Annotated in this window: 8 protein-coding genes; 6 read left to right on the top strand and 2 right to left on the bottom strand. The window is 34.8% G+C overall.

The features are described 5' to 3' along the window. Positions 1 to 69: 69 nt before the first annotated feature. The gene (locus tag OO013_RS10655) at positions 70 to 3,174 is read left to right on the top strand and encodes a sensor histidine kinase (protein ID WP_266056791.1); all 3,105 of its coding nucleotides are present in this window, start codon (positions 70 to 72) and stop codon (positions 3,172 to 3,174) included. Here the strand turns inward: OO013_RS10655 and tamL are convergent. Beyond that, positions 3,171 to 5,621, bottom strand: a complete 2,451-nt coding sequence (gene tamL / locus OO013_RS10650; RefSeq protein ID WP_266056790.1) for a translocation and assembly module lipoprotein TamL — start codon at positions 5,619 to 5,621, stop codon at positions 3,171 to 3,173. The genes OO013_RS10655 and tamL overlap by 4 nt on opposite strands. Positions 5,622 to 5,630: 9 nt before the next feature. Between tamL and OO013_RS10645 the strand changes: the two genes are divergently transcribed. The 4 genes from OO013_RS10645 to OO013_RS10630 all read left to right on the top strand — a co-directional run bounded on the left by OO013_RS10645 (position 5,631) and on the right by OO013_RS10630 (position 13,732). Further along, on the top strand, positions 5,631 to 6,386 hold the full coding sequence (locus tag OO013_RS10645; RefSeq protein ID WP_266056789.1) for an RNA methyltransferase: 756 nt from the start codon (positions 5,631 to 5,633) through the stop codon (positions 6,384 to 6,386). A gap of 61 nt (positions 6,387 to 6,447) precedes the next feature. After that, a complete protein-coding gene (locus OO013_RS10640; protein WP_266056788.1) occupies positions 6,448 to 9,414 on the top strand; it encodes an amidohydrolase family protein in 2,967 nt (988 codons plus the stop codon). Between the two features lie 16 nt (positions 9,415 to 9,430). After that, positions 9,431 to 10,717 (top strand): amidohydrolase family protein, encoded by a 1,287-nt coding sequence (locus OO013_RS10635; protein WP_266056787.1) that lies wholly within the window; start codon positions 9,431 to 9,433, stop codon positions 10,715 to 10,717. A gap of 87 nt (positions 10,718 to 10,804) precedes the next feature. Continuing rightward, entirely contained in the window at positions 10,805 to 13,732 is a 2,928-nt protein-coding gene (locus OO013_RS10630; RefSeq protein ID WP_266056786.1) for a serine hydrolase domain-containing protein, read from the top strand. 103 nt (positions 13,733 to 13,835) lie between these two features. On the opposite strand, the gene proC is transcribed toward OO013_RS10630, so the two are convergent. Further along, positions 13,836 to 14,672, bottom strand: a complete 837-nt coding sequence (gene proC / locus OO013_RS10625; protein WP_266056785.1) for a pyrroline-5-carboxylate reductase — start codon at positions 14,670 to 14,672, stop codon at positions 13,836 to 13,838. A gap of 129 nt (positions 14,673 to 14,801) precedes the next feature. Here proC and OO013_RS10620 point away from each other — a divergent pair, with 129 nt between their 5' ends. Next, complete coding sequence (locus OO013_RS10620) at positions 14,802 to 17,177, top strand: transglycosylase domain-containing protein (RefSeq protein ID WP_266056784.1); 2,376 nt, start codon at positions 14,802 to 14,804, stop codon at positions 17,175 to 17,177. The last annotated feature ends 94 nt before the right edge of the window (positions 17,178 to 17,271 follow it).

Genomic DNA, 17,271 nt, shown 5'->3' with positions numbered 1-17,271 from the left:
CATTTGTTATAAAAATTTTAATTAAAAGAATTTGGTTATATATTTGTGAAATAACATTTTGTAAATAATATGAATTTTAAGCTGCTCCTGCAGGTATTTTTTATTCTGATTTTTTCAATTTTTCCTTCAAAGTCACAGGATAAAAATGGAAGTGATCTACCATCCTATTTTTCATTATTGAATTACCAGGCAGATATTTGGAATTCGGATAATGGATTACCAAATAATTCTATCAGGGATATCATTCAAGACGAAAATGGCTTTCTCTGGTTTGCTACATATAACGGGCTATGTAAATTTGATGGATATGATATTGAGTTATATAATTTTTCAACTCATCCTTCTATAAAATCATCAGGTTTTTTATCGCTTTATTTTTCTAATACAGATAGTAGTTTGTGGATCGGAACCAATGGTCAGGGGCTGTTAAAATATAAAGATGAAAAGTTTCAATCCTTTATTCCAGAAAATGTTTCAAATGGTGTCATCACATCAATTTCCGATTCTGGAAAAGAATTTATACTTGGTACTCGTGAAGGTGTTTTATTTTTCAACAAAAATACTGGGAAGTACCGGAATGTTGATCACCCGGAGATTGCAAAGGTAACAGTAACTGATACCTACATTTTAGGGAATAATATATTTATAACCACCCTGGCAAATGGAATTTTCCATTTTGATCAATCGATGAACTTATTAAATAATTATTTACCCTCAATAGAGTGGAATGCGGTATATGGGATTTCAAATGGCTCGGTTTTATTTGGGGGAACCGATGGGTTATATACCTTAAGAAATAATACATTGGCAAAGTACACTCGAAATGATTTACCAGGAAATGAAGTTACCTACATTTTTGAAGATGTACATGGAAAAGTATTTATTGGTACAAATGCAGGTGTTGCTATATTAGATGATGGTTCAGGCTATTATGTGGGAGATAATATCGGACTAAGAACTGGAGTTATCGAAGTAATTATCGAAGATTTTGAGGGTAACTATTGGTTTGGTACTAATGATCAAGGATTAATAAGGTTTAAAAGAGGGAATTTTATAAATATCACCAAATATCAAGGGCTGCCTTCTAATAGCGTTCATTCTATTATCAGAGGTGATGAAAAAATATTTATTGGAACTCAGAATGGTGTTGCAGAGTTTTATTCAGGTGAATTTCACTTTTTAACATCTACCAAAGGAATAGATGTAAGGGATATTTATATTGAAAATGATAATTCGTTATGGCTGGCATCCTATAGTGGGTTAATTAAAGTTGAAAACGGTCAAATTGTTAAACAAATTGGGCTGCAAAGTGAATTTAAATCAGAAAAGATAAGAGACATTATCAAATATGATGATTCTTCTTTATTAATAGGTACAGTTGAAGGTCTTTACATTTACAACTTCATAAATGAGGAAGTTAAATTATTTTCAAATGATTCTGATCTGGCAGATTCTTGGATTTTAAATTTGTACAGAGATAAAAAAGGAACGATATGGGTAAGTACTAATGGTCAGGGACTTTTTAGGATAAGAGATAAAACTATATCAAAAATAGCTGACAATGATGTAAATGATGGGAATATCGTTTTTCGCGCTACTGAATTGAATGATGGTACTTTATTATTTGGTTCTATCCTAGGCCTTTTTAAGATAGAAGATGATAAACCGAAATTCATTAATGGGAATGAGAATATTCTAAAACAAACTGTTTTTCAGATTATTAAAGGTAAAAGAGGGGATCTTTGGTTTACTACGAATAACGGTTTGCTACGAATAAACGAAAAAGAGTTAATAAATTTTATTCACGGCAATACATCCACATTACCTTCTGCAAAGATGTATTCCCGAAGTGATGGAATGTTATCAAATGAAATTGCCTCTTTATCAATTGGTTTGGCTGATGATAATGGTGGGACATGGGTCTCTACCTCCCGAGGTATATCGATCATTTATCCCTCTGAGATCAAACAAAACCTTACTCCACCTGCGATTCACATTGAAAATATAATTCTGGATGGAGAAATAGTAAAAGACAGTAAAAACATACAAATCAGTCCAGGTAAGCATAGGCTTGAAGTACAATTTACTGGAATTAGTTTGAGTCAACCAGATAAAGTATCATATGAATATATGCTGGATGGCTATGATGAGACATGGATTAAAAGAGGAAATAACAGGTCTGCTTTTTATAATGATATTCCGGAAGGTGAATATACTTTTATGGTGAGAGCTATAAATGGTGACGGTGTTCAAAGTAAAAATGCTGCATCATTTTCTATTGAAAAAGCAGAATATTTTTATAAAAAACTATGGTTTATTGTTCTTCTGGCTGGAATTATTATCCTTCTTTTCCTTTTTATTCAACGCAGCAGGGTAAAGGTTCTTAAGAAGCGGAATAAAATGTTGGAAGAAATGGTCAACCAAAGAACTTCCGATTTAAATAATCAAAAAGAGCAGATTCGAGAACACAGAGATGAGCTTTTACAATTAAATTCAGTGAAGGATCGACTGTTTTCTATTATAAGTCATGATCTCAGGGGGCCTTTAAATTCCTTTGGCTCCGTATTGCGGTTATTGGCAAGTGGTAATCTTAGTGCTGATGAGTTAAAAATGCTCGCTGGTAATTTAAGCAGAGATGTAGTTAAGATTCAATCGTTTTTAGAGAACTTATTGCAATGGGCAAAAAGTCAAATGAGTGGTATTAAACCAAAACCTGAATCCGTGAATTTAAGATTAATGGTAGATAGTTGTGCTCAACTTATTGATATGGATCTTAAGTTTAAGAATATCACATTTGTAAATAATGTTGATGAAAAAATCACCGTTCGTTATGATAAGAATATGTTAAAAACAGTAGTGAGGAATTTGGTTAGTAACGCCGTGAAATTCACAAATGAAAATGGAGAAATCATTGTTACAGCCAGTGTGAGGAGTGGTATACTTTGGCTCTGTGTTAAAGATGATGGTGTCGGAATGAATAAAGAAACGCTTAATGACTTATTTAGTAATGAAGATGTTCTTTCTAAGCCGGGAACATTTCAGGAAGCAGGAACAGGACTTGGTTTAAATTTATGCAAAGACTTTGTAGAGGCTCAGGATGGTGAAATAGAAGTTAATTCTGAAGAACAAAAGGGGACACAGATATGTTTTAGTATCCCGGATTTTTCAATCTAGAAAGGATATCCAACACCAATGTTGAGAACAAATGGGTCTGCAGCTCTGGTATTGTATGGGTATTTGTTAAATCCTTCATCCCATATAAATCGTCTTCCTTCAGCTCTGCCAGGGTCATGAATTTTCACACCAACATCAAACCGAACTACAATATAGGAAAAGTCTAACCTGAGACCAGCACCACTTCCAACAGCGATTTCTTTATAAAAATTCTCAAATTCAAATTTACCATTTTCAGTATTAGCACTTCCCTCTGGATTAAGATTAACATCCTTTAGCCGCCATACATTACCTGCATCAATAAAAAACGCAATATCTATGAATCCAGCTAGATTCTGTCTGAATTCGATACTGGCTTCTAATAATATCTCACCGGGTTGCTCAAATCTGTCATCGTAAGCTAATGAATCAGTATCTCCAACAAAAAATAAAGGTTGGTAATCTCCGGGACCAAGCCTTTTTGATCGCCAGGCTCTAATAGAGTTACTTCCTCCGGTGAAAAAGTATTTTTCATAGGGGAGAGGAGCAAGGTTTTCACTGCCTGATCCGTAAGGGACAGCAACACCTCCTTTAATTTTGTAAGCTAGTTGAGTTCGTTCATCAAAAACTATCAATCGACGAAAATCTACCGATACTTTGTCGTATTTGAAAAAAGTTAAACTACTATTAAACTCCGGTATAATCCCTCCGTGTTCAAGCAATAGTCTGAAATATGCAGAATTATTATCGCTTCCTTGTCCGTATTGATTAATGTTCTTTGTAAAAGTGAAATATGTGGCGCTCACAAAAGAAGGATCAAAACTTCTTATCAAACTATTTCCTTGTAATTCAAGTTCTCTCAGCCTGGCCTGAAACAATGAGTCTTTGATTTCGGAGTCGATTAAATAAACCTCAAGTGGTGTTAGATTATAATAATTTTTTTGATGTTTGAACCATTGATATGAAATATAGGCGTTAATATTTTCCCGTTGATATTCCGGTGTGGATACATAATTATAACCCGTTAAGATTTTAGTTGTCGGATTTAGCTTACCCATATTTGTTTTTCTGGCTTCACCTAACGGAAGAATAAACTGAGGGAATGTCAAACTTAAATTCGCACCATATTCATTGTTGTTGTAAAACTCATTATTAGACTCATTTTCAGTAGCCACTCGCTCAAAACCTACCCTTGCATTTAACTGAAGTATTTCTAACCCACCAAATGTATTTCTGTTTTTAAGAGTAAGGTTGTAGAAAGGCCCCGGAACTCCCTGGCTAATATTAATACCCAGGCCAAATTCATTTGCCATCTGAAACTTTTTCAGTGGGGTAACCGATATAAATACATCAATATTTCCACCCAGGGTATCATATGTTATATTAATAGTTCTGAACATATCAAGTGTACCCAACTGTCTCTGGGTGTCGAATATGTTTTCTCTGCTATATAATTGACCTGGTTTAACAAAAATACGACTGGTTAGTACTTTTGAAGAATAGGTTTTTTCAAAATACTTATAACTGATTCCTCTATAGTAAATTTTTTGTCTCGGCTCTTCTTTATTTTTAACATCTGAATCAGTAACCATCGTTACAGAATCAATTTTATATAGACTATGGGAATTTTTATTTTCTGGATTAAGTATGTTGATGTTAATATCAACAACATTTAGTGAATCATGCTTGGTTACAGTCGCCCTAATGTATTCCCTGTTAAAATTAAAGTAACCATGGTTTTTCAGATAAGCATCAAGTTCATTTCGCTTATCTATCAGAATTGCCTGATCATAAGCTACACCAGTCTTGATTTTTCGTATGTCCTTAGCTTTTGAAAGAGTCTCCTCTAAAGTTGAATCTTGAATGTCGTATGAAACATCCCTGATCAAATATCTTGCTTTAGGATTAAGTTCATAGGTAACAATAACTTTTTCATTGTTTCTGGCAGTGTCAATATGGTAATCTACCTCTGCATTGAAATAGCCTTTATTTTTTAGAAGCTGCTCAATTGCAGCTGCGGAGGTTGAAGATAGGGAACTATCATAAACTGCTAGTGGTTCTCCCCAGCGCATTAATAAATTTCCTTCTTCCAGTTTTTTATCTATCTTCGATACTTTCTTGCGCCTTTTTCTTTGTAGTTTATTCTTTTTCTTCTCTTTTTCAGCCTCCTCGATTCTGCTATTGTACTTTTCAATTACTTCCTGCTTATCCTCAAGAATCTCATCAACATCATAATATCTTTCTCCGGTTTCATAAAACCATACATAAATAGCAAATGGAATAATGGGTAATTTTTTATTTGGCTTTTGAATAATTACCGGTTCAATGTCACTATTTGGTATATTTACCTCACCTTTGATCTTATTTTTAACTAATAGCTTTTCATTACCCTCTAAATAACGAGTGCCTAAACAGCCTGATAACAGAAGGGTAATAAGGGGCAATATTATTAGATTATACTTATTCAAATTTGGCCTATGCTATCTAAAAATGCTGTTAAACGAATAAAACAATTGCAATTAAAAAAATACAGAAAGAAAACTCAAAGGTTTTTAGTCGAAGGTGCTAAAAATATCAACGAGTTGCTTCATTCCACTGTAAAGATAGAAAAACTGTACCTTACATCTTCGTTTTTTAATACAATTAACACCTCTGATATTCAAAATGTAAGTAGTGTACTTGAAATAGTTAAAGAGAATGAACTTGAATCTATTTCATTTTACCAGACTAATAATGCAGGACTTGCTATTGCTGAGATACCAGATAGCCAGGTTGATATAAAGAAAGATTCCTGGACGCTTCTTTTAGATGATATCAGGGATCCGGGGAATCTTGGAACCATTATTCGAATTGCTGACTGGTATGGTATTAAAAATGTGATCTGTTCGCAGGAATCAGCTGATTTTTATAATCCAAAAGTCATCAGCGCAACAATGGGTTCTTTTACACGAGTAAATGTAACTTATAATGAAATCGCTGAAATTTTAAATAAAAATTCAAATATTCCATCCTATGGAGCCTTTCTTGGAGGTGAAAATATTCACTCTTTAGAACAATTACCTGAAGCTGGATTTTTAATTATCGGAAATGAAAGCCATGGAATCTCACCTGAAGTAGAAACTTTGTGTCAAAACAAAATAACTATCCCGGGATTCGGTACTACCGAATCTTTAAATGCCGCTGTTGCCACGGGCATACTCTGTGATAATATCTTTCGGTTAAAAAAGAAATAATTTATTTATCTTGTAGCTTAATTGTTTAAACGAATTTTTTATAACCCAATAGACTTAATAAATGAGAAAACTATTATTTTTTTTCTTGTTGATGAGTGGACTGAATGTTGTTGCTCAAAATCCTTTTCCAAGAAATGATGTTGAAGACGACCGTAGTGGTAGATATGCTTTTAAAAATGGCACGGTTCATATTGATCCTTTCACAGAAATTACCAATGCAACCTTATTGATAGAAGATGGGAGGGTAGTCTCTGTTAAAGAGAATGGTACTATACCAAATGGTTTTAGTATTACTGATTTGAAGGGCAGGCATATTTATCCAGCTTTCATTGATCCCTATTCAACTTTTGGAATGCCGGAAGTAAAGGATGGAGGGTTTAGCTGGGGTAAAAAAGAGCAGATAACTTCTCCCCGAAAAGGCCCTTATAATCCAAATATGGCGATAAGGTCTGATGTTCAGGCTGCAGAGCTTTTTAATTTTGATAAAAAGAAGGCTGATGAATTAAGAAAAGCAGGATTTTCTACTGTAGTAAGTTATCATAAAGATGGTATCGCACGAGGTAAATCTGCTTTAATTAATCTTGCAGGGGAACAGACCAATGAAATGATCTTAAACGCTAATGCTGCGGCTCATTACAGTTTTGATAAAGGGTCAAGTACTCAGGATTATCCAGCTTCACTAATGGGAGCGATTGCTTTGTTACGTCAAACCTTCATGGATGCCAATTGGTATAAAGAGACCAATCCTTATTTTGATCTAACATTAGAAGGGCTCAATAATTCTATGAATCTTCCTCAGATTTTTGAAGTCGAAGATAAGCTTTCAGTTCTACGGGCTGATAAGTTAGGTGATGAGTTTGGTGTTCAGTTTATAATTAACGGTGTTGGTGATGAATATCAAATGGTAAACGAAATTAAAGAAACCGGGGCATCACTGATAATCCCTGTAAATTTCCCTAAAGCGTTTGATGTGAGTGATCCATATATCGCAATGGATATAAGTCTGGCTCAAATGAAACATTGGGAAATGGCTCCTGCTAATGCATCATTATTACATCAAAAAGGAATAAAATTCGCTTTTACAGCGGATGGTCTGAAGAATTTATCAGATTTTCTAAAAAATGTACGTAAAGCTGTAGATTATGGCTTGCCCGTTGAACAAGCTCTAGCTGCAATGACAACAATTCCTGCGGAAATGATCGGAGCAAATAATGTAGGGAATTTACGATCTGGATCATATGCTAATTTTATTATTACAGATAAGGAATTATTTGAAGATGATGCAATTATTATAGAAAACTGGACAGGTGGGGATAAATTAATTGTCAATGATTTACCTGAAGTAGATTTAACCGGATATTTTACTCTTAATGTGGGAGGTGAGAAATTTCAATTAGTAGGAAAAGGAAGTCCTGCTAAAGTGAGTCATGAACTAAAGATTAATGATTCTACTAAGGTTAAAACAAAAAGCAGCTGGAAGAATGATCAGCTATCCCTCTCTTTTGATCACGATGGTTCCGTTTACTTATTGTCAGGATGGAAGTCTGATGATGGTTTTAAAGGAAAAGGGCAGATTAATTCTGAGTGGATAACCTGGTCTGCAAATCGGGATAGTACATATCAGAAAAAGGAAAAAAAGGAAGAGGAAAAGGATATAAACATTGGTGAGATGATCTATCCTTTTGTTGCTTATGGAAAAAAGGATTTGCCTGAGCAAAAAACTTATCTCATTAAAAATGCCACTGTATGGACTATGGAGGACGATGGAATCATTGAAAATACCGACATTTTAGTGGAAGGTGGGAAAATAGTTTCCATTGGTAATAATATAAATTCATCAGGTGCTGAGGAAATTGATGGTACCGGAAAGTATGTTACTCCTGGAATTATTGATGAACATTCTCATATTGCTTTGGATGGAGTGAATGATGTGGCGGTCAATAGTTCAATGGTCAGAATGAAGGATGTTGTGGATAATTCAGATATTAATATTTACAGGCAATTAGCCGGAGGTGTGACAGCAGCTCAATTACTTCATGGTTCTGCAAACCCAATTGGAGGACAGTCAGCATTAATTAAAATGAGATGGGGAATGTCTCCTGAAAAAATGTTGATAGAAGATGCTGATGAATTTATAAAGTTTGCTTTAGGTGAAAATGTAAAAAGAAGTCGGAGTAGTAACAGTATAAGATTTCCGCAGACACGTATGGGGGTTGAACAGGCCCTGGTTGATGCATTTAATAATGCACTTGATTATGAAAGAAAGTGGAATTCTTATAATGAGCTAAGCAGGAAAGATAAAGAAAGAACTAAAGCACCAAGAAAAGATCTTGCACTTGAAGCAATTCTTGAAATTATAAATGAAGAAAGGTTTATTACTTGTCATTCTTATGTACAGTCTGAAATAAATATGTTGATGCATGTTGCTGAAAGATTTGGCTTTAGAGTAAATACCTTTACTCATATTCTTGAAGGTTATAAGGTAGCTGATAAAATGGCGGAACACGGTGTTGGAGGTTCTACTTTTGCTGATTGGTGGGCTTATAAATGGGAAGTGCGTTATGCGATTCCTTATAACGCTTCTTTAATGACAGGTGCCGGTGTTACTACCGCTATCAACTCAGACGATGCAGAAATGGGGCGTCGTTTAAATCAGGAGGCTGCGAAATCAATAAAATATGGAGACATGGATCCATATGAAGCCTTAAAAATGGTGACAATCAATCCTGCCAAGTTATTGCATCTAGATGACCGAATGGGGTCGGTAAAAGAAGGTAAAGATGCTGATCTTGTTATTTGGACTGAAAGACCAACTTCTGTGTATGCAAGGGTAGAAAAGACCTTTGTAGATGGAAGAATTATGTTTGATTCGGATGAAAGTGAAGCAATGCAAGAAGAAATTGCTGAAGAGCGGAACAGGCTAATAAAGAAAATGTTGAAGGTGAAAGAAAATGGAGGCGATACGCAGGAACCTTCAAGGAACGGACAGAAAAACTTCCACTGTGATGACTTCTATTACCAATTTTAATTCAAACTCTTTCGAAATGAGAATATTATATATCGTATTATTTTTAATAATAGGGATTAGCAGTATTTCTGCACAAGTTCCTTCTCCCGGGGAAGCTCAATCGAAACCAATATTAATTACTAATATAACTGTTCATACCGGTACCGGAGATGTTATTTCTGACGGGGCAATAGTATTTAAGGATGGAGAGATTGTGTCTGTGGGGAAATCTACTGAGGTTGATGCGCCGGAAGGTGCTACAGAGATAAATGGTGAAGGGAAGCATGTATATCCGGGATTTATTTTACCAAATTCTAAAGTGGGATTAGTTGAGGTAGAGTCTGTCAGTGCAACTATTGATGCATCGGAGCCTATTACAATTTCTCCAAATATCAGGAGTATCATAGCTTATAATACCGATAGTGAGATTATCCCTACTTTAAGGTTTAATGGTATTTTGTTAGCCCAGGTTACACCAACAGGCGGATTAATACCTGGGCAGTCATCAATTGTTCAGTTAGATGCTTGGAATTGGGAAGACGCTGTAGTGAGTATGGATGAAGGAATACATATTAATTGGCCTATGGCTAAACTTCCTCCTCGATGGTGGAGAAATGAAACAGAATGGAGGGATAATGAAGATTATGACGAAAGCATAAATAAAATTAAGGAATTGTTTATTGATGCAACTGCATATTCTCAGACTGATCCTACTGATGAAAATCTTAAACTCGAAGCAATGAAGGGAGTTTTTGATGGATCAAAAACATTGTATGTCCATGCCAACAGAGCAAAGGAAATTATTTCATCACTTTCTTTTGCTGTAGAAAATGGCGCTAAAAAAGTAGTATTGGTAGGAGGTGCTGATTCCCGGTATATTTTAGATTTCATTAAAGACAATGAAATACCAATAATCTTAGCCGATGTGCACAGGCTCCCGATGAGGGCTGAAGAAGGAGTTTATGATCCATACAAGTTAGCCGGATATCTTACAAACCAGGGAGTGAAAGTTGCATTGGCTTATAATAGTGTTGCAAATAGCCGTAACCTTGGGTTTTATGCTGGAACTACAGCAGCTTATGGTTTGGATAAGGAAGAAGCACTTAAATTGATTACTGCAAATCCTGCAGAAATCCTTGGGCTGGATAATTATGGTACTATTGAAGTAGGGAAGTCAGCAACCTTTTTTATATCATCAGGAGATGCATTGGATATGTCTGGGAATGAAATCTCGCATGCATTTATAAATGGTAGAGAAGTACCTCTTGAAGCTTTGCAGCAGAGATTATATGAAAAGTATAAGAAAAAGTATGACTTAAAATAAGTGTTTTTCTTTTTCGTTTAATTAATGCCCGTTTAAGATTGCAATTTTATCTTAACGGGCATTAATTTATGTTTAAAATCTTAATCAATGAATTTTACAAGCAGGACAAAATTTATATTAATTCCATTTTTCATCTTTACATTTTTTAATCTTCTTTCCCAGGAAATTGAAAATGATAAGTCCGGCTACCAAAGCAAATTGGATCAATTGACTTTGAGAGAAAAAGTAGGGCAATTATTTATAGTTCCTGCGTATCCTGACAGAGGTCAGGATCATGTAGATTCAATCAACTTTCTTATTGACTCTTTAAATATTGGCGGATTAATATATTTTCAGGGAACCTCATCCCAGCTGGTAAATTTTCAGGAGAAGCTTTCTCAATCAAGAATTCCTTTAATCCAATCAATGGATGCAGAGTGGGGGCCAGCCATGCGGATACGCGATACCTACAGACTTCCATATGCGATGACCTTAGGGGCAACAAGAGATACTTCCCTGGCATATGAATATGGTAAGCTAGCAGGAAAAAAACTTAAATCGATGGGTATAAATGTTAGTTATGCTCCTGTAGTCGATATTAATAATAATCCTGAAAACCCGGTTATAAGCTTCAGATCTTTTGGTGAAGATAAACAAGTAGTTAACAATCTTGCCTTTGCTTATGCTAAAGGCCTGGTTGATCAGGGAGTTTTGCCTGTTTTTAAGCATTTTCCAGGTCATGGGGATACTGATTCTGATTCTCATAAAGATCTAATTACATTAAATCACGATTACAGCAGATTAAAAAGCATTGAGCTATATCCGTATCGTAATCTATCCAAAATGCCTTTAGCAGGTGTGATGATTGGACATTTGGCTGTACCTGAAGTGACGGGAAATGATGCCCCTGCTTCTATAAGTCCTGAAATAATCACCGGTATACTTAAAGATAGCCTGGGTGTTGAAAATATGGTGTTCAGTGATGCAATGGACATGAAAGGAGCTTTGAAATATGCTGAAACAGGAGATCTGGAATGGAGGGCCTTAATTGCGGGTACAGATTTTTTATTGATGAGTAAGGATGTGATAAAAGCCATAGATTTTATTGTCAATAAGATAGAAGAATCACCCTATTACGAAAACCTTCTTGATAAACACCTATTAAGAATATTAAAATATAAATCTGTTTTACCCGATATACAAGGTAATTATTATGCGGATGCCGAAGAGCAATTGGAATATGAGTATAAGGTATTTGAAAGAAAAGTATTGCAAAATGCTACGACAATTCTTGGGGACAGTTCAATAGTACCGTTAAAAGATTTGGGTAACTCAAAAACTGCTCTTGTACAACTAAGATTCAATCCTGATAATAAGACGTTGTTAAATACTATCAATAAGTATGATAGTGTGGATTTTTATCCTGTATTAAAAGGAAAGCAAATAACTGATAATATTTTAAGTCAGCTAAAATCATATGACCGAATAGTTATACATCATGCTGGTTTGTGGATGAGTACAGCGGCTAATTATGATCTTCGAGAAACTGAATTAAAATCCACTGAAAAGCTTTTGGAGCTACCAGGACAAAAGATACTGTTTGTCACAGGAAATGCTTATGCAGTTAATGTGCTGGATCCCTTAGGGAAAGCAGATGTAACGGTTTTGACTTACCAGGGTAGAAATGAGGGAGAAAGATTAGCTGTGGAGGCCCTGTATGGTGGGTTTTCTGTAAAAGGAAAACTTCCGGTTTCTTTAAATAACTATAATTATGGTGAAGGGATAAGTACAAGAAAAGTCCGATTAGGTTACAAATATCCTGAACAATTAAATATTGACTCACATTTCATAAATACTAAAGTAGACTCTATTGTTCAGTATGCCATTGATAGTAGTGCATTCCCTGGTTGTCAGATCCTTGTTGCTCTAGATGGTGATATTCTTTTCCATAAGGCCTATGGTTATCATACCTATGATAGCATCAGAAATGTATCTGTCGATGATATTTATGATATAGCTTCTATTACTAAGATTACTTCGGCGTTGCCATTATTAATGAAATTAGTCGATGAGGGTAAAATTCAGCTTGATAGCAAATTTTCACGATATAATGATTATTACGATAATAGTGTAATAGGAAATGCATCAATAAGATCAATACTTGCTCACAATGCAAGATTAAAAAGCTGGATACCCTATTATAAAGAAGCTCAAAGGAGGAATGGTAAATGGAGATGGAGAACATTCAAATCAAAGCCATCTAGAAGGTTCCCGATAAAAATTACTGATAGTTTATATATGCACAGAACCTTTAGGAAAAGGTATGTATATAAAGGAATAAAAAAGGCACCAGCAAATTCCGATTCAGGTTATGTTTATTCCGGGTTATCATTTTATTTATGGCCGGACATCATAGAAGATCAGACTGGTGGAAGAATTGATGAGAAATTAAGTGATGAATTCACCAGTAGATTGAGTGCAACCACTCTAACTTATAATCCCTTGGAAAAAGGATTTGAGTTGGATCGAATCATTCCTACAGAGAAAGATAATTATTTTCGAAATGAACAAATTCATGGTACAGTTCATGATGAGGGAGCAATCATCATGCAGGGCTTATCTGCCAATGCTGGTCTTTTTAGTAATTCGATTGACCTGGCTAAAATGATGCAAATGTATCTTAATTATGGTGTTTATGGAGGAGAAAGATTTATTTCAGAAGAAACATTAAAAGAGTTTACCAGCTGTCAATATTGTGATGAAGGCAATCGTCGTGGTTTGGGGTTTGATAAGCCCTTGTTAGAAGAGAAATGGAAAGGAACACCGTCTCCTGATGCAAGTGATTCGAGTTTTGGACATACAGGATATACAGGTACATTCGCATGGGCTGATCCTGAAAATGGATTGCTTTTTATCTTTTTGTCCAACCGGGTTTATCCTACAAGAGAATATAAAAATCTTTACCGTTTGAATATCAGGCCTTCAATACATCAGGTTTTTTATGAAGCACTAAAAAAAATAAGTTCCGAAAATTAATTCGGAACTTCACAACAAAGGTTTCATCTATGATGGTATCAAAGACCAAATAATTATTCAGTCTTATACTTGTTTATACATCTCAAGTAAGATTTGTAACCTGTCAGAGTAATTTATTTAAAATAAAATTTTTCAACTCCTTTCCAAACTCCTCAGATCTTTCATTTGCCCTGTTTATACCCTGAATAAAATTTTCTCCAAGTTTTTTTTCATTAAATACCTGAAAGGCTGCTTCAGTGGTTCCTCCTCTGGAGGAAACTTTTCGTATCAGTGTCTCGCAGGTGTCTTCACTATTTTCCAGAACTTTTAATGCTCCTTTTAAAGTTTGAAGAGCAATCATCTTAGCCTGGTCTTTTGAAAAACCTTTGCTTATAGCCGCATTTTGCAGCTGTTCAACAAAATAAAAAAAATAAGCCGGACCACTACCACTTAAAGCAGTGATAGCATTAAGGTCATTCTCATCTTCCACTTCAAGTATTTTACCTCCAAGGGTAAGAAGTTCTAGTACGCTTTCCTTTTCTACTTCAGTAAGCAGACTCTTTGACGAAATATAAAATCCTGTAAACCCCTCTTTATAAGGTATTGCAAGATTGGGCATCGTACGGATTATTTTTTTATGATTTAGATTTTCTTTTATCAATTCACAACTGATCCCTGCCATAATAGATATAAGCCACTGATTTTCCTGAATATTTTTTTCAAGAGAAGGAGCGATTGAAGGGAAATCCTGTGGTTTTACTGCCAGGATAATGTATTGGTAACAATAAAAATTTTCGGGAATATCTTTTGCACATGAAAATCCCAGGGATTTAATCTTTTTTAAATTTTCTTCCCTTTTCTCCACAATAAAAACACGGTCTTTAGCGTGATAATATTCTGAGATGGTTTTAGCATATACTAACCCCATATTTCCACCACCATAAATCAGTATCTTATTCATCACATTTATTATTTGCTTTATTCTAGGTAATTTTACAGTTATTTAAAATTCTTTTTAACGTTTTTTAGGCGTTTACAGTATTTCGTTACAATTATTTTAATTAGAATAGCTTTTCATTGAAATATATATATGACCAGGCCAAAACAAAATAAGAAAAAGAAGATCCTAAGAATAACATTTCGCTGGGCAATAGGATTATTTGCCATTGGTGTTGCAATCATCGGGTTATTTGTAGGAGCTATATATATAGGAATATTTGGTAAACTTCCTGATAAGGACGAACTAAGAGGTTTTTCAAATCCTGAAGCATCGATGGTTTATTCAGCTGATGGAGAAACCCTGGGACAATATTTTTATGTAAACAGGCAAGCGGTAGAAAAAGATGAAATTCCCGACTATTTGATCAATGCTTTAGTTGCAACTGAGGATGTTAGATTTTATGACCATGAAGGAATTGATTTTCAAAGTTGGTTCAGGGTATTGGTCAGAACAATTATTCTTCAGCAAGAATCAGCAGGGGGTGGTAGTACAATTACACAACAATTGGTTAAGAATATCTATGGTCGACAGGAATATCCTTTTTTAGCTTTACCTATAAGTAAATTTAAGGAGGCAATTATCGCCGGTCGTATAGAAGATATTTATAGCAAAAAGGATATTGTGACAATGTATCTTAATACTGTTCCATTTGGTGAGGAAGTATATGGTATTGCTGCAGCCGCTGATAGATATTATAGTAAAAAAGTTGAAGACCTGACAGTTGATGAAGCAGCAGTATTGGTCGGTATGCTTAAAGCCAATACCTATTATAACCCAAGACTTAATCCTGAAAATAGTTTTAAGAGAAAGTCAGTAGTTCTAAGTCAAATGGCTAAATACGGATATATATCTGAAGATCTTAGAAAAGAATTCAGCCAAAAACCTATTAATCTTAATTACAATAATCGAATTGTTGATACAAAAGCAGGTTATTTTGTAAATCAGGTCAAAAGTCAGGTTCAGAAGATTTTAAAGGATAAAACCAAAGATGATGGAACACCTTATGTTCTTGAAAAGGACGGTTTGAAAATCACAACAACATTAGACAGCAGGTTACAGGAAAAAGCAGAAAGATCTGTCAGAGATCATCTTTCGAGGCTCCAAAAGTTAATGAATGAAGATCAGAGTGTAAAAAACACGTTATCTCTGAATAATCCTGGATTTAAAGCAAAAGTAAAAAGAACAGAAGTATTTCAAAAACTTAAAAAGAAAGGCTTTTCTGAGGATAAAATATATGACTCGTTAAGGATTAAAAAGAAAATGAGAGTCTTCACATGGGACGGTATTGAAGATGTTAACTTCTCTGTGTTAGACAGTATAGCATATTATGAATCTTTTTTACAATCAGCAGTATTATCTATTGATCCCAGTACAGGTGATGTAAAAGCCTGGGTTGGAGGGGCAGATTTCAGATTCTTTCCCTATGATAATGTATTTGCGCGTCGTCAGGTAGGATCTACGATAAAACCATTTATTTATTTAGGCGCATTAAACCAGGGGTATAATCCGTGTGATTTTGTAGCCAACAGGGTCAAAACTTATGTGGATTATGATGACTGGTCTCCAAAGAATGCCGGGAACAATAGTAATGAGGGAAAATTTTCTATGATGGGAGGATTAGCAAATTCAGTTAATCTGATATCAATTGATTGGTTGTTGACCATTGGTCCTGAATATTTTGTAGAATTATTACGTTATAGTGGAGTTGAAAGTCCATTGGAACCTGTTCCTTCATTGGCATTGGGGAGTTTTGAGATTCCGGTTTATGAAATGGCCAAAGCATATACTACTATATTAAATGATTTTCCTGTAGATAAACTAAATCTCATAACAAAAATTGAAGATAATAATGGAGAAGTGATCTATCCTGTACAGGAGGAAGTACAAAAGATTGCCGCGTTGGAAAATGATGAAGAGTCAAATGAACCCTTATTTGACGAGTCTGATAGAAGAATCATTATTGAATTCATGCAAGAAGTAGTTAGAAGCGGCACTGCTACCAGACTTAAAAATTATAAGTTAAAAGGTGAGGTAGCTGGAAAAACAGGTACTACTCAAAACGGAGCTGATGGTTGGTTTGTGGGGTACAGTCCGGAATTACTCACGGTGGTTTGGGTAGGAGCTCCAAGCCCAGATGTACATTTCGGGAATTCTTCACTAGCTCAGGGAGCAGCAATGGCCTTACCTATATGGGGTGGTATATATTCCTCTATATCACAAGATCCTCAAATGAGTAAGGAGTACCTGGGGAGATTCAGGGATTTAACAACTAAAGAGGAAAGAATGATCAACTGTCCTATGTATAAAGAAGACAATATATTCGATGATATTGGTGATATTTTTAGAAATGATGAAGTCTCTAATGACAAATTAGAAAGAAGAAGAAAGCGAAAACAGTTTTTCAGGGATCTTTTTAAAGGTAAGAATAAAGAAAAAGATCAGGAGGAAGATGAGTTTGAACTTTAATAGATTTAGTCTGTTGACTATCCTATAAAGTTATTATCCTCTTTACGGATTTGTTATTTTAATTAATTTTTATTTGAAATTTTCACAACGATAT

Source organism: Mangrovivirga halotolerans (assembly GCF_026241165.1).
GTDB classification, from domain to species: domain Bacteria; phylum Bacteroidota; class Bacteroidia; order Cytophagales; family Cyclobacteriaceae; genus Mangrovivirga; species Mangrovivirga halotolerans.
Note: the sequence above shows the minus strand (reverse complement) of the source record. Positions and strands in the feature narration are given on the sequence as shown.